Genomic DNA, 19,355 nt, shown 5'->3' with positions numbered 1-19,355 from the left:
CCCTCGGGTGCCACCCGGCCCCTCCGGGTGTCACTCCGTACGCAGACCGTCCGGACGCATCAGACGCCACAGCAGCGGCAGCGAGAGCAGGGTCACGAGCACGATGAGTGCCCCGCCCGCGCCCGCCATCGGCAGGAACAGCCACCACTGGGTCACCGTCTTGTCCAGCATCCAGGTCATGACGGCACCGAGTCCGAGACCGCCCGCGATCGCGACCAGGAGGCCGGCGGTCACCGGCACGGCGGTCTGCCAGAGCACCGACCAGCCGAGGGTGACGCGCCTGGTGCCGAAGGCGACCAGGACCGACAGCAGGCGCTTGCGCTCCCGGAGCTGCTCCAGCTGGGAGATCAGCATCGAGGAGGCGATGAGCAGCAGCGTCGCCGCCGCGCCGAGCCGCAGACCCGTCTGCACACTGGCGTACTGGCGGTCGCGTTCCGTCGAGGCCAGGGTGGCGACACGCATGCCGGGGTCGATCCGGGCCGCCGTGTTCCGTACGTACTCGGCGACGTCCTCCACGCCCTCGTCGACCTTGATCTGTGCGACGGTCTGGGCACTCGGCAGGATGCGGGGATCGATGGCACCGACCGTCGCCATGATGCCCGAGTGCTCCAGACCGATCGGGTCGCGGCTCGTCGTGACCGTGGCCGCGTCCGCCGGCAGGGTCCACCGCACGGACTTCGCCTTCGGGTCCCAGCCGAATGCGGGGTTGAGCTCGACCTCCTCGCCCTTGCGCGCCGTCTCGTCGACCCAGTCGCTCAGCTCCTTGTCGCCGCGGGGGTGGACGACGAAGCTGTCGCCCTCCTCGCAGGAGCTGATCTCGGCGAGCTCCTTCAGGGTGGCGCAGTCGCCGACGGTCAGGGAGGTGGTGGGCGTGACCTCGTCCTCCCCGAACGTCCCCGGCTTGATCACGTAGGTCTCGACCGTGCCGATGACGCGCTCCACCCCCTCGGTGGCCCGGAACTTCTCGATGGTCCGGGCGGCGGCGTCCCCGGTGACCTTCTCCGAGAAGGTGTGGAACTGGGCGCGCGAGGGGTCCTGGCCCGTCATCGACTCGAACTCGTCGCCGACCGCCGCGAAGAGCATCTGGAGGGCCACCGCGCCGGCGACGGCGACGGTGATCCCGCTGACGGCCCGGGACGCCGCTCCACTGTTCAGCTGGAGCCGGCGCACCGCCAGCTGCCAGGCCGGTGCGCCACCGTGCAGTCGGCTCACACCGGCCTCGATCAGCCAGGGCAGCAGCAGCGCGAGGCCGAACAGGACGAGTACGGCGCCGGCCGCGATCGGGTACGGGTCGACCGGCGCGTCCTCCTCGACCTTGCCGGTCAGCCCCAGGACGGCCAGGCCCAGGGCCGGAACCAGCAGCCGCCACCAGAGGCGGCGCCGGCGGCTGCCCGTGTGGCGCATGACGCCGAGCGGCTCGACGGCCACCGAGCGCATCGCGACCAGCGTGACGAGCACGGCGGACAGCGGTACCGCCACGGCGATGAGCGCCGCCTGCCAGAGGGCGGGCGTGAGGTCGGACGGGAACGCGCTGTGGTTCCAGAGCTCGATGTGGCCGATGAACCTGCGGCCCACCAGGAAGAACGCCAGCCCGGCCAGCAGGCCGAGCAGCGAGCCGAACAGCGCCTCGCCCGCCGCGATCCGGCGGGTCGTCCGGATGTCGGTGCCGACCAGGCGCAGGGCGGCCAGCCTGCGGTCGCGGCGGTCGCCGCCGAACCGCACGGCGGTGGCGATGAAGATCGCGACCGGCGAGAGCAGCACGACGCAGATCAGGATGACGAGGACGACCAGGACGGGCGTGAGCGGTTCGGCGGGAGTGTCGTCGCCGTAACCGGCCAGCCGGTGCCCGCCGGTGGCGGGGGTCAGTGAGTCGCTGCCCACGTAGAAGTACAGCTCGTGCGGCGAGCGCAGGCCCGGGTCGGCGATCGTCGAGGTGACCCGGTACGGCAGCCGTTCCTTGAGAAGGGCGCCCTCGGGCGAGGCCAGCAGCTCGCGGAGGGCGGGGGAGGCCGCCATCTCACCGGGTCCGGGGAAGGCCTCGACCCCGGGCGGGAGGACCGGGTGCGCCCCCTCCGCGCGCATCAGGAAGCCTTCGACGCCGATGCCGCGGTACTCCGTCGCCGCGTTGACCCGCAGGACCGTGGTGTCCGACTTCGGGACGACGGCGTCGCGCGACGCCGCCACCTCGGCACGGGCCCGGTCACGCGAGGAGCGCTCGGTGAGCAGGTGCGGCACGGACGCGGCGGTCAGCAGCAGCGCCACCCCCAGCCCCACCCCGACGGCGGTCAGCGCGGTCCGGGCCCAGCCCTCCCGCCCGCCCCCGGCGGCGAAGCGTATGCCGAGGCCGAGGTCACGCAGCCAGGTCATACGGCGTACTCCAGATCACGGCAGCGGCCGTCACGCACGACGACGTCGCGGTCCGAGTAGGCGGCGACGCGTGCCTCGTGGGTCACCAGCACGACGGCGGTCCCGGCCGTGCGGGCGGACTCGGTGAGCAGTTCCATGACCCGCTCGCCGTTGAGGGAGTCCAGCGCTCCCGTCGGCTCGTCGGCGAAGACGACCTTGGGGGTGGCGACGAGGGCGCGGGCCACGGCGACGCGCTGGCCCTGGCCGCCGGACACCTCGCCGGGGCGCTTGGCGGCGACGTCGTCGACCTCCAGACGCGCCATCCACTCCAGGGCGGTGCCTTCGGCCTCCTTCCGCTTGACGCCGTTGAGGCGGAGCGGAAGGGCGACGTTCTCGACGCAGGTCAGCTCGGGCACGAGCTGGCCGAACTGGAAGACGAAGCCGAAGTCCGTGCGCCGCAGGGCGCTGCGCCCGGCGTCGGACATGGCGGACAGTTCACGTCCGCCGTAGGTCACGGTGCCCGAGTCGGGGGTGACGATCCCCGCCAGGCAGTGCAGCAGGGTCGACTTGCCCGAGCCGGACGGGCCCATGACGGCGACGACCTCGCCGGGGTGGACGGAGAACGAGGCGCCGTCGAGCGCGGGGGTCGAGCCGTAGGTCTTGTGGAGGTCGTGGGCGGCGAGCAGGGAGCCGGCGGGAGTCACGGAAGGACCACCTCGGCGAGCCGGCCGAGACGCGCGGCGGTCAGTTCCAGCCACCGCAGATCGGCTTCGAGGTGGAAGAGCGCGTGGTCGCAGATCAGCTGGTCGGCGAGATCGCCCTGGCGCTTGCGGTCGGTGAGGATGCGCATCAGGCGCAGGTGCTCGGAGCGCTGGGCGTCCAGGAGGTCGGCGGCATCGCGGCCGGTGAGCAGCGCCAGGACGACCTTGGTGTACAGGGTCGACTGGAGGTAGGGCTCCGGCTTCTCGGGCTGCGCGAGCCAGGCGGCGACGTCGGTGATGCCGGCGTCGGTGATGGCGTACCGCTTGCGTTCGGGGCCGCCGTCCGACTCGACGCCGTCGACCTCGACGAGTCCGTTCTTCAGCAGCCGGGACATCGTCGCGTAGACCTGCCCGTAGTGCAGGGGGCGGTCGTGGCCGAACTTCTCGTCGAAGGTGCGCTTCAGGTCGTAACCGTGGCGTGGGCCGGACTCCAGGAGCCCGAGGAGGGTGTGACCGATTGACATGCGCCGCACTGTACACGGTGTGTATACCTCGCATGTATACGAGCCCCGGGGAAGGCGGGAACGGCCGGTGGGGGCGGGCCGCCGCGGCCCGCCCCCACCCCACTCACTCCGGCGGTCCGGCCGGCTCCGGCGGCTCCGGCGGAGCCTTCGGCGGCCGGCCCCGGCGGGCGATCGGGGCCGCGCCGCCGGGGAGCCGGCCCGCGTCCGCGAGGGCCCGCCGCAACAGGAACTCGATCTGCGCGTTCGCGCTGCGCAGCTCGTCCGAGGCCCACCGGGCCAGCGCGTCGTGCACCGCGGGGTCCAGCCGCAGCAGCATCTGCTTGCGGGCGGGGCCGCGCCGGGGCGTCCGGCCGGGGGGAGGGGCCGCGTCGTCGGTCACTGGTAGAGCGTGCCCGTGTTCAGGACCGGCTGCGCCGCGCGGTCACCGCACAGGACCACCATCAGGTTGCTGACCATGGCGGCCTTGCGCTCGGAGTCGAGCTCGACGATGTCCTGCTCCGCGATCCGGGTCAGCGCCATCTCGACCATGCCCACGGCGCCCTCGACGATCTGCTGGCGGGCGGCCACGACCGCACCCGCCTGCTGCCGCTGGAGCATCGCCGAGGCGATCTCGGGGGCGTAGGCGAGGTGGCTGAAACGGGACTCGATGATGCGTACGCCCGCCGCCTGCACCCGCGCGGTGAGCTCGACCGCGAGCTTCTCGGTGATCTCCTCGGCGTTACCGCGCAGGGAGAGCCCGCCCTCCTCGTGGGCGTCGTACGGGTACTCGATGGCGATGTGCCGGACGGCCGCCTCGGTCTGGGTGGCGACGAACTCCAGGAAGTCGTCGACCTCGAAGAGCGCCTGTGCGGTGTCCTCGACCTTCCAGACGACGATCGCGGCGAGCTCGATCGGGTTGCCGTAGGCGTCGTTGACCTTCAGTACGGCGGTCTCGTGGTTGCGGACCCGGGTCGAGATCTTCCGGCTCGAGGTGAGGGGGTTGATCCAGCGCAGGCCGTCCGCCCGGATCGTGCCGACGTAGCGGCCGAAGAGCTGGATGACCCGCGCCTCGCCCGGAGCGACCATCTTCACACCGCTCATGCAGAAGAACGAGGCGATGGCCAGCAGCAGGCCGAGGATGAAGAGCGGGACGCCGACCCCGTTGTGGCCGTCGGAGCCGAGGACGCCCCCGACGATGCACAGAGCCACGCCGAGGAAGACCCCCAGGACGGTCAGCAGGAGCCCGAGACCGCCGGGGATGGAGTGGGCGACCGTCTCCCTGACCTGCGGTGCGGGCATCTCGGGAGCGTCCGGCGTCAGGTCGGCGCCGGGGCCGCTCGTGTGAGGAAGGTCGTGCGGTGCGGACATGGATCCCCCGTTTCGGGCGGCATAGCGCCGCGCTAGCAATGTGATTTCACATTATCGCGTCTCGCAACCTCGCGCACCCCTCGGGAGTCGGTTCCTTCGGGGGTGCGTGCTGATTCTCACGTCCGGAAAAGGCCGGATCGCCTGCCATTTGTCCAGACTCTCGGTGTTAGCTGGCAGGTCTGACCGGAGCGGTACGAGCAGAAGAACAGGAGCACCACAGCGATGGGTCGAGCGGATGCGCGGCGAGCCCAGGGGCGCGAAGCCCGCCGGGCCAAGGGCGGCGGCATACGCCGGCTCTTCACCTGGCGGAAGATCGTGGGCACGTTCTTCGGTCTCTGCCTGCTCGGCATGGGGGCCCTGGCCGCGCTCTACCTGTACGTCGACGTTCCGGAGGCCAACGCCCAGGCCCAGAAGCAGAGCAACGTCTACAAGTACAGCGACGGCACGCTCCTGGCCCGGAGCAACTCCGAGGTCAACCGGGAGATAGTCGACCTCGGCGTCGTACCCAAGAGCGTCCAGCACGCGTTCGTCGCCGCCGAGAACAAGTCCTTCTACCGTGACCAGGGCGTCGACCTGAAGGGCACCGTGCGCGGCCTGTTCAACACGCTCTCGGGCAAGGGCAAGCAGGGCGGATCCACGATCACCCAGCAGTACGTGAAGAACTACTACCTCACGCAGGACCAGACGGTCACCCGCAAGCTCAAGGAGCTGGTGATCTCCCTCAAGGTCGACCAGCGCACGGAGAAGGACGACATCCTCGCCGGTTACCTCAACACCGTGTACTACGGACGCGGCGCGAGCGGTATCCAGGCGGCGGCACAGGCCTACTACGGCGTCGACGCCAAGGATCTCGACACCTCCCAGGGCGCCTACCTCGCCGCTCTGCTCCAGGCACCCAGCCAGTACGACTGGGCGAACGCGACACCCACCGGCAAGAAGCTCGTCAAGGAGCGCTGGGCCTACACGCTGGACAACATGGTCGGCGAGGGCTGGCTCGACAAGGCCGAGCGGGACAGGATGACGTTCCCCGTGCCCAAGTCGCCCAAGGCCGCCCCGGGCATGGAAGGGCAGACCGGTTACCTCGTCGAGGCCGCGAACGACGAGATGAAGCGCCAGGGCGTCACCGAGGAGATGCTGGACGCCGGTGGCTGGACGATCACCCTCAACATCGACAAGAAGCGGCAGAAGCAGCTCGAGAAGTCGGTCGACCGGCAGCTGGAGAACCAGCTCGACCGGAAGAACAACAAGGTCGACGCGACCGTCCAGGCCGGCGCCACGTCCGTGGACCCGAAGACCGGCAAGGTCGTCGCGCTGTACGGCGGTGTCGGAGCCACCGAGCACTGGTACAACAACGCCACCCGGCAGGACTACCAGCCGGCCTCCACCTTCAAGCCGCTGGTGCTCGCCTCCGCGCTGGAGAACGAGTCGACCACCCAGGACGGCGACCTCATCGGCCTGAACACGGTCTACGACGGCACCAGCAAGCGCCCCGTCGTCGGCAGCGACACCCCGTTCGCCCCGCAGAACGAGGACGACATCAGCTACGACAGCCCGACCGTCCAGAGGGCGATGGACAAGTCGATCAACTCCGTCTTCGCGCAGATGGTCGTCGACGTCACCCCGGCCGCCGTGAAGAAGACCGCGCTCGCCATGGGCGTACCGGACAAGAACTTCCCCGAGCGGCCCGCGATCACCCTCGGCACCATGAACGCCTCGACGTGGGACATGGCCGGGGTGTACGCCACCCTCGACAACCACGGCAAGAAGGTCACCCCGACCATCGTGAAGTCCGCCGAGAACCGTGACCGCACCATGCGGCCCGTGGACGGCGTGGGCGGTCAGGCGATCAGCCGGGCGTCCGCCGACACCGTGACGAAGGCGCTCACCGAGGTCGTCGACATCGGCTCCGGACACGAGGCGAACACCTCCGCCTACGACGCCGCGGGCAAGACCGGTACCTCGGAGAACAACAAGGCGGCCTGGTTCGCGGCCTACACCCCGGAGCTCACGACGGTGGTCGCCCTGTACGGCGAGTCCCCCAAGGAGGGCGGCGGGCAGGTCAGCCTCACGGGCACCGCCAACTCCGGCCGGGCCAACGGCGGTGGATTCCCCGCGAAGATCTGGGCCGACTACACCCTGGGCGCGCTCGGAGGAGGGTCGGACGCCTCCTTCGACCTGCGGGGCGTCGAGCGCGGCGAGACGGCCGTGACCGAGACGCCGAGCGTGGAGCCGACGCCCTCCGAGACGCCGAGCGAGACGCCCAGCGAGGAGCCGACGCCCTCCGAGACACCGAGCGAGACGCCCAGCGAGGAGCCGACGCCCTCCGAGACACCGAGCGAGACGCCCACCTTGACGCCGAGCGGGACGCCCAGCACCACCCAGGACCCCGGGGAAGGCGGTGCCGAGCCGCCGGGTGAACGGCCCGGCGCCGACACCCCCCTGGGGTAGTGAGGACGCCCGCTGGAGCGACGCGTGAGGGGCGGGTGCCGGCCGGCACCCGCCCCTCACGCATGGTCCGCCACCGTCAGCGGGTTGCCATCTCGAACCAGACCACCTTGCCCGTCGACAGCCGGGTCGCCCCCCACCGCCGGGCCAGCCGGTTGACCAGGAACAGCCCGCGCCCGCCCTCGTCCGTCTCCCGCGCCCGCCGCTGACGCGGCAGCTGCGGGGCGTCGTCGCCGACCTCGCAGCGCAGGATGTCCGTACGCAGCAAGCGCAGCGTCACCGGACGCTCCGCGTACCGCACGGCGTTCGTCACCACCTCGCTGACCAGCAGCTCCACCTCGTCCGAGAGATCGTCCAGACCCCACCGGCTCAGCGCCCTGCGGGCCAGCCTGCGCGCCCGGCCGGGCGCCGCGTCCTCCGGCTCGAGGAACCAGTACGCGACGTCACTCGGCGCGATCCCGTCGAACCGGGCGGCCAGCAGCGCGATGTCGTCGTCCCGGTCACCCGGTCCGAGCATGTCCAGCACGTCGTCGCATAGCGCCTCCAGGGGCGGCGAGTGGTCGGGACCGGTCAGCTGCGCGGTGGTGGCGAGCCGCTCCCGCAGGATCTCGATACCCGTCCAGACGTCCCGCAGCCGCGACTCCACCAGACCGTCCGTGTACAGCAGCAGCGTCGCTCCGGCGGGCGCGTCCAGCTCGACGGCCTCGAAATCGACCCCACCGACACCGATCGGCGCACCCGGCGGCACCCGCAGGACCTCCGCACGGCCGCCCAGATGGAGCAGCACCGGCGGCGGGTGGCCCGCGTTGGCGATGGTGATGCGGTGCGCGACCGGGTCGTACACCGCGTACAGGCAGGTCGCCATGCGGTCGCTGCCCAGCCGCTGCGCCTGCTCGTCCAGGTGGTGCAGGACCTCCTGCGGAGGCAGGTCGAGGCCCGCCAGGGTCTGCGCGGTCGTGCGCAGCTGGCCCATGATCGCCGCGGACGTCATGGAGTGCCCCATCACGTCACCGACGACCAGCGCGACCCGGCTGCCGGGCAGCGGGATCGCGTCGTACCAGTCCCCGCCCACCCGGGCCGTCTCGGCGGCCGGGAGGTAGCGGGAGGCCAGCCGCACGCCCGTCGGCTGGGGCAGCGAGTCCGGCAGCATCGTGCGCTGCAGTTCGTCCGCGATGTACGCCTCGCGTCCGTACAGCACCGCCTTGTCGATGCCGAGCGCGGTGTGCGTGGCCAGCTGGGCCGCGACCAGGAGGTCGTTGGCCTCGAACGGCGGACGCTCCGGCCCGCGCAGGAAGACGGCGGCGCCGATCACCCGGCGACGGCCGCGCAGCGGAGCCAGGATCGCGCGGTGCCCGGTCGGCACGGTCCGGCCCGCCCCCAGCAGCTCCGGCAGGGCGACGCGGGCCGCGGCGGAGTCCCCGAAGACGGGCCGCACCCCGCGCAGCACCTCGGCCAGCGCGCCGCCCGCCCGGATCTCGCACAGATCGGCGGCGGGCAGCAGCCCCGCCTGCGAGCCGGCGACGGGCAGCCGCAGCCGCTCGCCCTCCGGCCCGCCGTCGTTGTCCTCGTCGGTCAGCCGCAGTCTGTCGGTACGCCGCAGCCGCAGGACGAACGGGGTGGCCGGCCGTTCGTCGCCCACGGGGAGCGGGTCTCGCAGGTAGACCAGTATGGCGTCGGAGAACGTGGGTACGCTCGCCCGGCACAGGCCCAGCACGATCTCGTCCAGGTCTATCCCGCGCGCGATCCGGCGGGTCGCCGCGCCGACGAAACGCAGCCGGTCGCCCTCACGACGGGCCAGCGTCTGGGGGTCGACAGCGGGTCCTGCCGCGTCGACCGCGCCGGGAACCGGATTCGGCACCGCGTTGGGCACCGGGCCCTTCGCCGTGTTCGGCACCGGGGAGGGGCCGGGGATCGCGGCGGTGGCAGCGGCACCCGGCGGGCCCTCCTGCTGCCGGGGCCGCGCGCGTTCCTGCGGCCGGGCGGCGAGAGGCTGCCGGCCTTCGTGGGAGGTGGGGTGCTCCGTCACGCGTGGGATTCCGTCCGTCCGGGCCGGTTGTATGAGGCAATCACCTCGGGGGGCTGCGCCACTGTGCCCCGGCGAGAGCGGTGAGAACAACGGCTGTCACCGGATGCCCGGGGAAAAGGGGCCGAAACCGGGTGTGGGGCAGGGTGGCCGGTACGAGGTCCTACGATGGCCGGGCAGGGGACAGCGTGCATGTCTCAACCCCCTCGCAGTGGTTCGTGCGCCGCGCGGCCCGACGGTTTCGTGGACCGTGTGACTCGTACGACGCGTTCGGTGACTGGTGGTCAGGCCCCGGGCCGGTACCGCCGGTTGTGGCCTGTCGTTCCGGCGGAGCGGTTCATGGAAGGCGATCCTACGTTTGCCCCCCTGGGGTGCATCAAGGGTCTCACGACGGGGTGGCGGCAGGGGTGCGGTCCCAGTCATCCGGCAGCGGGGGAACCTGCCACCGGGGGTCCGGCCGCCAGTGCTCCCAGCCGTCGCTGAACGGCGCCCCCCACCGCTGGATCACCTCGACGGCCGCGAGTCCCGCCTCGCGCACCCGCCGGGCGGTGGCCCCGTCCATCAGCCCGACCCGCTGCGCCTGCGCGAACTCGTCCTCGTCGAGCCACTCCCAGCTGTGGTCGGGACGCACCGAGATGTCGAGGAAGTGGTCCTGGGAATCGACCCCGCCCGCCCAGCGTGAGCGGGGCTCCTCGAGGTTGACGTACCAGTTGCGGAAGAGCCAGCCGCGGTCCCAGAACAGCCACACCGACCAGGGGTCACCCGGCCGTGCGAGCTTCAGCACACCCGAGCCGAACCACCGGGAACGCACCGTGGTGCGCGGACGGGTGTAGCGGGTGGCGAGCGGTTCCGCGTGCACCTGGGTCCCGTCGGCGAGGACCGGCCTCACACACTCGGTGCCGGACGCCATCCACACCGCCAGGAGGTCGTCGGTGTCCTGGACGACGGTGACCGGACGGCAGATGTGCACCGCGCCGCCGTCACCGGGCTCCCCGTTGGCCCGGTAACGCCAGAGGATCCGGTCCCCCGGCGCCCAGCGCACGCCGTCCCCCGCACCCGCCCCGGTGCCCGCTCCCGTACCCGCATCCGTCGCTGTCATGAAGAGATCTTAGTGACGTGCCCGCCGGCGCGGCGCGTTACGTGTCAAGGCCGGGTCATCCGCAGCACGTCCAGGGCCTCGTCGAGTTGTTCACGCGTCAGGTCGCCGCGCTCGACGTAGCCTCCCGCCAAGACGGTCTCCCGGATCGTCGTGCCCTCGGCCAGGGACTTCTTGGCGACCTTCGCCGCCTCCTCGTAGCCGATGTACCTGTTCAGCGGGGTGACGACCGACGGCGAGGACTCCGCGTAGCGCCGCGCCCGTTCCGCGTCGGCCGTGATGCCGTCGACCGTGCGGTCGGCGAGCAGGCGGGACGCGTTCGCGAGCAGCCGCACCGATTCCAGCAGGTTCTTCGCGATCACCGGGAGCATCACGTTGAGCTCGAAGTTGCCGGCCGCGCCCGCGGCGGCGACCGTGGCGTCGTTCCCCGTCACCTGGGCCGCCACCATCAGCACGGCTTCGGGGATGACCGGGTTGACCTTGCCCGGCATGATCGACGACCCGGGCTGCAGGTCGGGCAGGGTGATCTCGGCGAGCCCGGTGCGCGGCCCGGAGGCCATCCAGCGCAGGTCGTTGGAGATCTTGGTGAGCGAGACGGCGACGGTGCGCAGCTGGCCCGACGCCTCGACGAGTCCGTCCCGCGCGCCCTGCGCCTCGAAGTGGTTCCGCGCCTCGGTGAGCGGCAGGCCGGTCGTGCGGGCGACCTCCGCGATCACCGCGGCGGAGAAGCCGGCGGGCGTGTTGATCCCGGTCCCCACCGCCGTCCCGCCCAGGGGGAGTTCGGCGAGCCGGGGCAGGGAGGCATGCAGCCGCTCGACGCCGTGGCGGATCTGTGCGGCGTAGCCGCCGAACTCCTGGCCCAGGGTGACGGGAGTGGCGTCCATCAGGTGCGTACGGCCCGACTTCACGACCTCCGCGAATTCGGCCGATTTCCGCTCCAGGGACGCGGCCAGGTGGTCGAGCGCGGGAATCAGGTCGGCGGTGACGGCCGCGGTCGCGGCGATGTGGATGGACGAGGGGAACACGTCGTTCGACGACTGGGAGGCGTTGACGTGGTCGTTGGGGTGGACGTCACGCCCGAGACGCTCCGTGGCCAGGGTGGCGAGGACCTCGTTCGTGTTCATGTTGGAGGAGGTGCCCGAGCCGGTCTGGAACACGTCGACGGGGAAGTGCTCGTCCCAGCGTCCCGCCGCCACCTCGGCGGCGGACTCCTGGATCGCCCGGGCGACGTCCGGATCCAGCACCCCCAGCTCGGCGTTGACCTTGGCCGCCGCGGCCTTGATCCGGGCCAGGGCCTCGATGTGCGCACGTTCCAGGCGCTGTCCCGAGATGGGGAAGTTCTCCACCGCACGCTGCGTCTGGGCCCGCCACTTGGCGTGCGCGGGCACCTTCACCTCGCCCATCGAGTCGTGCTCGACGCGGTACGTCGTTTCCTCGGCCGATCCGTCCATGGTGTTCCAACCTCCTGATGCAGATGAGCGCCCGGCGTGCTCGGCGTATTCCCCGGGACGCCGTCCGCCAGAAGGTATCCGGAGCGCGTCCGCCGGCCGGCCGGACACGGCGGAGGGGTGCCCGGCCGGCCGGCCGGGCACCCCTCGTCCCACGCCGGACCGATCAGCCGAGGCCGGGGCCGCGGACCGGGATGCTGGTGAAGGTCGGCGCCGGGGCGGGCTCGGTGAAGAAGTCGTTGCCCTTGTCGTCGACCACGACGAACGCGGGGAAGTCCTCGACCTCGATCCGCCAGACCGCCTCCATGCCGAGCTCCTCGTACTCGACGACCTCGACCTTCTTGATGCAGTCCTGGGCGAGACGGGCGGCGGGACCGCCGATCGAGCCGAGGTAGAAGCCGCCGTGCGCGTCGCACGCCTCCGTGACCTGCCGGGACCGGTTGCCCTTCGCGAGCATCACCTTGGAGCCGCCCGCCGCCTGGAACTGCGCGACGTAACTGTCCATGCGGCCCGCCGTCGTCGGGCCGAAGGAACCGGAGGCGTAGCCCTCGGGGGTCTTCGCCGGGCCCGCGTAGTACACCGGGTGGTCCTTGAGGTACTGCGGCATCTCCTCGCCCGCGTCGAGCCGCTCCTTGATCTTCGCGTGCGCGATGTCGCGCGCCACGACCAGCGGGCCGGTCAGCGAGAGCCGGGTCTTGACGGGGTACTTGGTCAGCTCGGCGAGGATCTCGTCCATGGGACGGTTCAGGTCGATCCGCACCACGTCACCGGACTCGTCCAGGTGCTCGTCGGTGGTGTCCGGGAGGAAACGCGCCGGGTCCTTCTCCAGCTGCTCCAGGAACACGCCCTCGGCGGTGATCTTCGCGGTCGCCTGGCGGTCGGCCGAGCAGGACACGGCGATCGCGACGGGGAGCGAGGCGCCGTGCCGGGGGAGGCGGACGACCCGGACGTCGTGACAGAAGTACTTGCCGCCGAACTGGGCGCCGATGCCGATCTTCTGGGTCAGCTCGAAGACCTTCTGCTCCAGCTCCTCGTCCCGGAAGCCGTGACCGGTCGGGGAACCCTCGGACGGCAGCTCGTCGAGGTAGTGCGCGGAGGCGTACTTCGCGGTCTTCAGGGCGAACTCGGCCGACGTGCCGCCGACGACGATCGCCAGGTGGTAGGGCGGGCAGGCCGCCGTGCCCAGCGAACGGATCTTCTCCTCCAGGAACTTCATCATGGAGTCCTCGTTGAGGACCGCCTTCGTCTCCTGGTAGAGGAAGGACTTGTTGGCCGAGCCGCCGCCCTTCGCCATGAAGAGGAACTTGTACGCGCCGCCGTCGGTCGCGTACAGCTCGATCTGGGCCGGGAGGTTCGAGCCGGTGTTCTTCTCCTCCCACATGGTCAGCGGGGCCATCTGCGAGTAGCGCAGGTTCAGCTTCGTGTAGGCGTCGAAGATGCCGTGCGACAGGGCCTCCTCGTCACCGCCCTCGGTGAGCACGTTCTGGCCGCGCTTGCCCATGACGATCGCCGTGCCGGTGTCCTGGCACATCGGCAGGACACCCGCGGCGGCGATGTTCGCGTTCTTCAGGAGGTCGAGCGCCACGAACTTGTCGTTCGACGAGGCCTCGGGGTCGTCCACGATGCGGCGCAACTGCGCCAGGTGGGCGGGCCGCAGGTAGTGGGAGATGTCGTGCATGGCCTCGGCGGCGAGGGTGCGCAGAGCCTCCGGGGCCACCTTGAGGAACGTACGGCCGTCGGCCTCGAAGGTCGAGACGCCCTCGGCGGTCACCAGCCGGTACGGCGTGGTGTCCTCTCCCAGGGGAAGCAGATCGGAGTACGCAAACTCTGGCATTACGGCCATTCCTCACTCGGTGACAGCGGCTGACCTCCCTTGGGCAGCGCATCCACCAGGGTAGGACCCCCGGGGCCCGCCGGGCCTGTGAGGTAAGGCTCACCCGGCGCTCGGCGGGGCCGCCCGGCCGGGTACCGGAATCCGGGGAAGGCCGGTGAGGCACTGGTCGCGATCTATCGCGTTTCGGTAGGCTGGTCCGGTGGACCTCGAGAAGCAGCCTCAGCAGCCCGTCGCACCGGCCGGTCCCGCGCCCGCCGGAATCCGTGCTTCCGACGCGGACCGCGACCGGATCGCGGACATCCTGCGGGAGGCGATGGCGGAGGGCCGGCTGACCGCCGAGGAGCACGCCGAGCGGGTCGACCTGGTCTACCGGGCCAAGACGGTCGGTGAACTGGAGCCGCTGGTCCAGGATCTGCCCGCACCGGGCGGCACCGCCCGGCAGAGTTCCCCCGCCTACGGCTACGGCGCCGAAGGGGCGGCCGGGCCCGCCGAGAACCTCGTCGCGGTCTTCAGCAGCTCCACGCGCAGGGGCCGTTGGCGCGTCGGCGGCCGCACGAACGCCTTCGCGCTGTTCGGCAGCGTCGAGATCGACCTGACCGAGGCGCTGTTCGGTCAGCGTCTTACGGTCGTCAACGCCACGTCCATCTTCGGCAGCGTCGAGATCAAGGTGCCCGAGAACATCTCGCTGCGGGGCAGCGGGACGGGCATTTTCGGCAATTTCGAGGTCGACACACTGGAATCCGCCGACCCGGAGGCCCCGGTCGTCGTGGTCAACGGCTACTCGGTGTTCGGGAACGTCGAGGCGAAGCCCAAGCGGGGCAAGCTCATCACCAACCTCCACCGGCAACTGCGGAAACACCTCGGCCACTGAGGCCGGGCGACGGAACCGACTGTTTCAGGCCAGTCGGTGTCGCACGGGCCCCCGCGACGGTCCCGGGGCGGCGCCACTCAGTGCATAGGCGTGCGTACAGCGGGTAGGGAGTGCTGCATCGCCTCTCGCTCACGAAGCCCCAAGCCGTCGTCAGGAGTGGACCGTGCTGCACATGCCACACCAGCCCTTGCAGGTCGCCGCCGTGCCGCCCCAGCGCGCACCCGCGCGGGAGGACCAGGCGGGGCCCTGGCATTCGGAGGCGGTGTGCCGCCGGGACGAAGCCGGGCTGTTCTTCGCCCCGTCGAAGGAGCCGACCGCTGCCCGGCTGTCCCGGGAGGAGGCCGCGAAGCAGGTCTGCGCGAGATGTCCGGTGATGGTGGAGTGCAGGGAGCACGCGCTCGTCCAGCCCGAGCCCTACGGGGTGTGGGGCGGTCTCACCGCCGCCGAACGCCGTGTGGTGCTCGCGCGACGCCGCAGGCGTGACATCGAGCTCAAGGCCGCGTCCCAGGCGGGGCGCATAGCCGCGGCGGGCTGAGCCCGCGCGCACGGGTGCGGGGCCGGTCCCACACCCGTGCGGCCGGAACTACTGGGCGCGGTCGAAGTCGATCGCGCTGTAGGCGCGGAGCTTCGAGAGCCGGTGCGTCGAGTCGATCCGGCGGATCGTGCCGGACTTGGACCGCATCACCAGGGACTCCGTGGTGGCCGTCTCCGCGCGGTACCGCACACCGCGCAGCAGTTCACCGTCGGTGATCCCCGTGGCGACGAAGAACACGTTGTCCCCGCTGACGAGGTCGTCCGTCGACAGGACCCGGTCCAGGTCGTGGCCGGCGTCCAGCGCACGCTGCCGCTCCGCCTCGTCCTTGGGCCAGAGCTTGCCCTGGATGACGCCGCCGAGGCACTTTATGGCGCAGGCCGAGATGATGCCCTCGGGCGTGCCGCCGATGCCCATGAGCAGGTCGACGCCGGTCCCCTCACGGGCGGCCATGATCGATCCGGCGACGTCGCCGTCGGAGATGAACTTGATCCTGGCGCCGGTCTCCCGGATCTCCTTGACGACGCCGTCGTGCCGGGGGCGGTCCAGGATGACGACGGTGACGTCCTCGGGGGCCGAGTTCTTGGCCCGCGCGACGCGCCGGATGTTCACGGACACCGGTGCGTTGATGTCGACGAAGTCGGCCGCCTCGGGGCCGGTGACCAGCTTGTCCATGTAGAAGACCGCGGACGGGTCGAACATCGAGCCGCGGTCCGCGGCCGCCAGTACGGCGATCGCGTTGGGCATGCCCTTGGCGTTTAGCGTGGTGCCGTCGATCGGGTCGACGGCGATGTCGACCTCGGCTCCGGTGCCGTCGCCGACGCGCTCGCCGTTGAACAGCATGGGGGCTTCGTCCTTCTCGCCCTCACCGATGACGACGATGCCGTTCATCGACACGGTGGAGACGAGCGTACGCATGGCCTTCACGGCGGCACCGTCGGCGCCGATCTTGTCGCCGCGGCCGACCCAGCGCCCCGCGGCCATGGCGGCGGCCTCGGTGACCCGCACCAGCTCCAGGGCCAGGTTGCGGTCGGGAGCCTCCGGGGAGACCTCGAGCGGGGACGGCAGATGATGATGCTCGGACATCGGAGCGCACCTTTCTGTACGACGACGACCGGAAAAGAGGGTGCTGTGACTCTATCGGTAGGTCGATAAAATGAGCAGGGCGGGTCACGTATGAGCGGACGCCCGCTGGCGGGACGCCCAAAGGCTCATGCCACCATTGAGTCCGTGGCAAGCAAGCGAGGCAAGCAGACCGTCCGGGACATGATCCTGTCGATGCTCGTGATCACCGCAGTGGCGGGCGTCGTCTACCTCTTCATCCCGCACGACGACAAGGCCGACCCGATCAAGGCGGTCGACTACCGGGTCGAGCTCGCGACGGCCCGCCGTGCCGCGCCGTACCCGGTGGCGGCCCCGGACGGCCTGTCGAAGGGCTGGAAGCCCACCTCCGTCTCGTACGAGGGCCGTGACGGCGCCGGCTGGCACCTGGGCTTCCTCGACCCGGACGACAGGTACGTCGCCGTGGAGCAGTCGACGGCCCCGGCGAAGAAGTACGTGCCCGAGGTCAGCCGTGACGCCGAGAACACCGGGCGCACGCGCGAGGTGTCGGGCCGGGCCTGGGAGGTCTGGGAGGGGCCGAAGTACGACGCCCTCGTCCTGCACGCCGAGGGCGTGACGACGGTCGTCACCGGATCGGCCCCGTCGGACCGGCTCGCCGAGATGGCCGCCGCGCTGAAGACGGATCCGGCCGCCACCGCTTCCGAGGCCCCCGCCGCCTCCTCCTGACAGCCCGCGGGTCCGGGCGGCCGTGTGGCGGCCCCGCCCGGACCGGAAGCCGTGAGAGCCCCGCGACGCTCGGCGTCGCGGGGCTCTCACGGTTCCGGGTGGGGACCGGTTCCACCGCCCCGGACCAGGGGTCAGACGGTGGTGACGACCTCGTCGTAGGACAGGCGCGGCAGGCGCGGGAACCAGGCGTCCTCGCCCGGCTTGCCGATGTTGACGGCCATGAGCAGCTTGTGGTCGCCGTCCAGGAACTCCTTCTCGATGCCCGCGGCGTCGAAGCCGGTCATCGGGCCGGCGGCCAGACCGGCGGCGCGGACGCCGATGATGAAGTAGGCGGCCTGCAGCGCGGCGTTGAGCGCGGCGGACTGCTCGCGGACCGGGCGCTCGGAGAAGAACGCGTCCTTGGCCTGCGGGAAGTGCGGCATGAGGGCCGGGAGTTCCTCGTGGAACTCGTGGTCCGCGACGAGGAGCGCGACCAGCGGGGCGGTGGCGGTCTTCGGGCGGTTGCCCTCGGCCATGTGCTTGACCAGGCGCTCGCGGCCCTCGGCCGAGCGGACCAGCACGACGCGCAGCGGCGACTGGTTGAAGGCGGTGGGGCCGTACTTGACCAGGTCGTAGATCGCCTGGACCTGCTCGTCGGTCACCGGCTCGTCGGTGAACGTGTTGGCAGTGCGGGCCTCACGGAAGAGGAGGTCCTGGGCGGCGGGGTCAAGAACGAGGGACATCTGGGGGGTTACCTTCCGGACGGATGCGTCGAGCGATGCGAGCACCGTAACCCGGTAATAGATTAAACTTCAACTAAATCGGGTCGGGGGTGATCCATGGCACACCACCCGACCGCGCACCACCCGGGCCGCCTCGCCCGTCCGGCGCGGCCGCAGGCCCCCGGCGGACCCCTCAGTCCGTACCGTCGCCGTCCGAGGGCTCCTCGGGACCCGCCAGAGCCGCGTCCAGGCGGGCCCGCGCGCCCTCCAGCCAGCGCCGGCACACCTTCGCCAGCTCCTCGCCGCGCTCCCACAGGGCCAGTGACTCCTCCAGGGTCGTCCCGCCCGCCTCCAGGCGGCGTACGACCTCGATCAGCTCGTCCCGCGCCTGCTCGTACCCGAGCGTGCCCGCCGTGGCAGCCGTCGTCGTCCCGTCGTCCGTCATGCCGACCACCCTATGCGCGGGCTCCGACAACGCCGGCCCCTCACTCCGCGACCCGTACGGTGAACTCGCCCTCGGAGACCCGCGCCCTCAGCTCCGCGCCCGGCGCCCCGGCGTCCGCGGGGGAGCGGACCACATGGCCGTCCGGCCGCTGGAGGACGGCGTACCCCCGCTCCAGCGTCGCCGCCGGCGACAGCGCCACCACCCGGGCCCGGGTGTGCGCCAGCTCCGAGTCGGCGCGGTCCAGCAGGTGTCCGAGCACCCTGCGGCTCCGTCCGACCAGCGCGTCCACCTCCGCCTCGCGCTCGTCCACCATCCGCTGCGGGCGCTCCATCGAGGACCTGCCCAGCGCGTGGGCGAGCCCGCGCTCCTCCCGGTCGATCAGCCCGCGCACGGTTCTCAGTGTCCGGTCACGGAGCTGCTGCACCCGGTCGAGCTCCTCGCCCACGTCCGGCACGACCTTCTTCGCCGCGTCGGTCGGCGTCGAGGCCCGCACATCCGCCACCAGGTCGAGGAGGGGCGAGTCCGGCTCATGCCCGATCGCGGAGACCACCGGGGTACGGCACGCGGCCACCGCCCGGATCAGCGCCTCGTCCGAGAACGGCAGCAGATCCTCGACGCTGCCGCCGCCGCGCGCGACGACGATCACGTCGACCTCCGGCAGCCCGTCCAGCTCCTGCACCGCCTGGACCACCTGATTCACCGCGTGCACGCCCTGCACCGCGGTGTTGCGTACCTCGAAGCGCACCGCGGGCCACCGTCGTCTGGCGTTCTCCAGCACGTCACGCTCCGCCGCGGAGGCCCGCCCGGAGACCAGGCCGATCAGCTGCGGAAGGAACGGCAGCGGCTTCTTCCGGTCCAGGGCGAAGAGGCCCTCGGCCGCCAGGGACTTCTTCAGCTGTTCCAGCCGCACCAGCAGCTCGCCGATGCCCACCGGCCGTATCTCCGTGGCCCGCAGGGACAACTGCCCGCGCGGGGCGTACCACTCGGGCTTGGCGAGGACCACCACCCGCGCGCCCTCCGTCACCACGTCGGCGATCCGGTCGAAGACCTGCCGGAAGCAGGTCACGCTCACCGAGATGTCGTGGGACGGGTCGCGCAGCGTCAGGAACACCACCCCGGCACCCGGCCGGCGGGACAACTGGGTGATCTGTCCCTCCACCCAGACGGCGCCGAGCCGGTCGATCCACCCGCCGATCAGCCGTGACACGTCGCCGACGGGCAGCGGGGCTTCGGGGGACGTGGTGAGAGCCATAC

At 71.5% G+C, this 19,355-nt stretch carries 17 protein-coding genes; 4 read left to right on the top strand and 13 right to left on the bottom strand.

Annotation, left to right across the window (positions count from 1 at the left end; genetic code table 11):
- Positions 1-30 precede the first annotated feature (30 nt).
- From IA22_RS0113740 to IA22_RS0113720, 5 genes are all read right to left on the bottom strand, one after another.
- Positions 31-2,367, bottom strand: a complete 2,337-nt coding sequence (locus IA22_RS0113740; RefSeq protein WP_030123762.1) for an ABC transporter permease — start codon at positions 2,365-2,367, stop codon at positions 31-33.
- Entirely contained in the window at positions 2,364-3,050 is a 687-nt protein-coding gene (locus tag IA22_RS0113735; protein WP_014154319.1) for an ABC transporter ATP-binding protein, read from the bottom strand. The genes IA22_RS0113740 and IA22_RS0113735 overlap by 4 nt, the downstream gene beginning before the upstream one ends.
- Entirely contained in the window at positions 3,047-3,571 is a 525-nt protein-coding gene (locus tag IA22_RS0113730; protein ID WP_014154318.1) for a PadR family transcriptional regulator, read from the bottom strand. The genes IA22_RS0113735 and IA22_RS0113730 overlap by 4 nt, the downstream gene beginning before the upstream one ends.
- Before the next feature lie 103 nt (positions 3,572-3,674).
- Positions 3,675-3,950, bottom strand: coding sequence for a type II toxin-antitoxin system antitoxin (locus IA22_RS0113725; protein ID WP_014154317.1), 276 nt, complete (start codon positions 3,948-3,950; stop codon positions 3,675-3,677).
- Positions 3,947-4,918, bottom strand: coding sequence for an SPFH domain-containing protein (locus IA22_RS0113720; protein ID WP_030123761.1), 972 nt, complete (start codon positions 4,916-4,918; stop codon positions 3,947-3,949). The genes IA22_RS0113725 and IA22_RS0113720 overlap by 4 nt, the downstream gene beginning before the upstream one ends.
- Before the next feature lie 222 nt (positions 4,919-5,140).
- On the opposite strand from IA22_RS0113720, the gene IA22_RS0113715 reads away from it, so the two are divergent.
- A complete protein-coding gene (locus IA22_RS0113715) occupies positions 5,141-7,366 on the top strand; it encodes a transglycosylase domain-containing protein (protein ID WP_030123760.1) in 2,226 nt (741 codons plus the stop codon).
- A 76-nt stretch (positions 7,367-7,442) separates the two neighbouring features.
- Here IA22_RS0113715 and IA22_RS0113710 read toward each other — a convergent pair whose 3' ends face one another.
- From IA22_RS0113710 to IA22_RS0113695, 4 genes are all read right to left on the bottom strand, one after another.
- Complete coding sequence (locus IA22_RS0113710; protein WP_015578572.1) at positions 7,443-9,389, bottom strand: ATP-binding SpoIIE family protein phosphatase; 1,947 nt, start codon at positions 9,387-9,389, stop codon at positions 7,443-7,445.
- Positions 9,390-9,771: 382 nt separating this feature from the next.
- Positions 9,772-10,485 carry a cytidylyl-2-hydroxypropylphosphonate hydrolase gene (gene fomD / locus IA22_RS0113705; RefSeq protein ID WP_014154313.1) on the bottom strand — a complete coding sequence of 238 codons (714 nt, stop codon included), beginning with the start codon at positions 10,483-10,485 and terminating at the stop codon, positions 9,772-9,774.
- Between the two features lie 44 nt (positions 10,486-10,529).
- Positions 10,530-11,933, bottom strand: coding sequence for a class II fumarate hydratase (locus tag IA22_RS0113700; protein ID WP_014154312.1), 1,404 nt, complete (start codon positions 11,931-11,933; stop codon positions 10,530-10,532).
- Between the two features lie 163 nt (positions 11,934-12,096).
- Positions 12,097-13,773, bottom strand: coding sequence for a fumarate hydratase (locus tag IA22_RS0113695; RefSeq protein WP_037659195.1), 1,677 nt, complete (start codon positions 13,771-13,773; stop codon positions 12,097-12,099).
- Positions 13,774-13,963: 190 nt separating this feature from the next.
- Here IA22_RS0113695 and IA22_RS0113690 point away from each other — a divergent pair, with 190 nt between their 5' ends.
- Both IA22_RS0113690 and IA22_RS0113685 read left to right on the top strand, forming a co-directional pair.
- Positions 13,964-14,635 (top strand): DUF1707 SHOCT-like domain-containing protein, encoded by a 672-nt coding sequence (locus IA22_RS0113690; RefSeq protein WP_015578574.1) that lies wholly within the window; start codon positions 13,964-13,966, stop codon positions 14,633-14,635.
- Between the two features lie 163 nt (positions 14,636-14,798).
- Positions 14,799-15,170, top strand: a complete 372-nt coding sequence (locus tag IA22_RS0113685; RefSeq protein WP_014154309.1) for a WhiB family transcriptional regulator — start codon at positions 14,799-14,801, stop codon at positions 15,168-15,170.
- Positions 15,171-15,218: 48 nt separating this feature from the next.
- Here the strand turns inward: IA22_RS0113685 and glpX are convergent, their stop codons facing one another.
- Entirely contained in the window at positions 15,219-16,253 is a 1,035-nt protein-coding gene (gene glpX / locus IA22_RS0113680; protein ID WP_014154308.1) for a class II fructose-bisphosphatase, read from the bottom strand.
- A 144-nt stretch (positions 16,254-16,397) separates the two neighbouring features.
- Between glpX and IA22_RS0113675 the strand changes: the two genes are divergently transcribed.
- Positions 16,398-16,955, top strand: a complete 558-nt coding sequence (locus tag IA22_RS0113675; RefSeq protein ID WP_015578575.1) for a DUF4245 domain-containing protein — start codon at positions 16,398-16,400, stop codon at positions 16,953-16,955.
- A gap of 131 nt (positions 16,956-17,086) precedes the next feature.
- Here the strand turns inward: IA22_RS0113675 and IA22_RS0113670 are convergent, their stop codons facing one another.
- The 3 genes from IA22_RS0113670 to xseA form a co-directional block, all read right to left on the bottom strand.
- Positions 17,087-17,677, bottom strand: coding sequence for a malonic semialdehyde reductase (locus tag IA22_RS0113670; RefSeq protein ID WP_014154306.1), 591 nt, complete (start codon positions 17,675-17,677; stop codon positions 17,087-17,089).
- Between the two features lie 172 nt (positions 17,678-17,849).
- On the bottom strand, positions 17,850-18,101 hold the full coding sequence (locus tag IA22_RS0113665; RefSeq protein WP_030123758.1) for an exodeoxyribonuclease VII small subunit: 252 nt from the start codon (positions 18,099-18,101) through the stop codon (positions 17,850-17,852).
- 40 nt (positions 18,102-18,141) lie between these two features.
- Positions 18,142-19,353 carry an exodeoxyribonuclease VII large subunit gene (gene xseA, locus IA22_RS0113660; protein WP_030123757.1) on the bottom strand — a complete coding sequence of 404 codons (1,212 nt, stop codon included), beginning with the start codon at positions 19,351-19,353 and terminating at the stop codon, positions 18,142-18,144.
- Positions 19,354-19,355 lie beyond the last annotated feature (2 nt).

Source organism: Kitasatospora papulosa (genome assembly GCF_000717245.1).
In the GTDB taxonomy this organism is placed as follows: Bacteria; Actinomycetota; Actinomycetes; order Streptomycetales; family Streptomycetaceae; genus Streptomyces; species Streptomyces papulosus.
The sequence above is the reverse complement of the archived record's forward strand: the minus strand, read 5'-3'. Positions and strand labels throughout refer to the sequence as shown.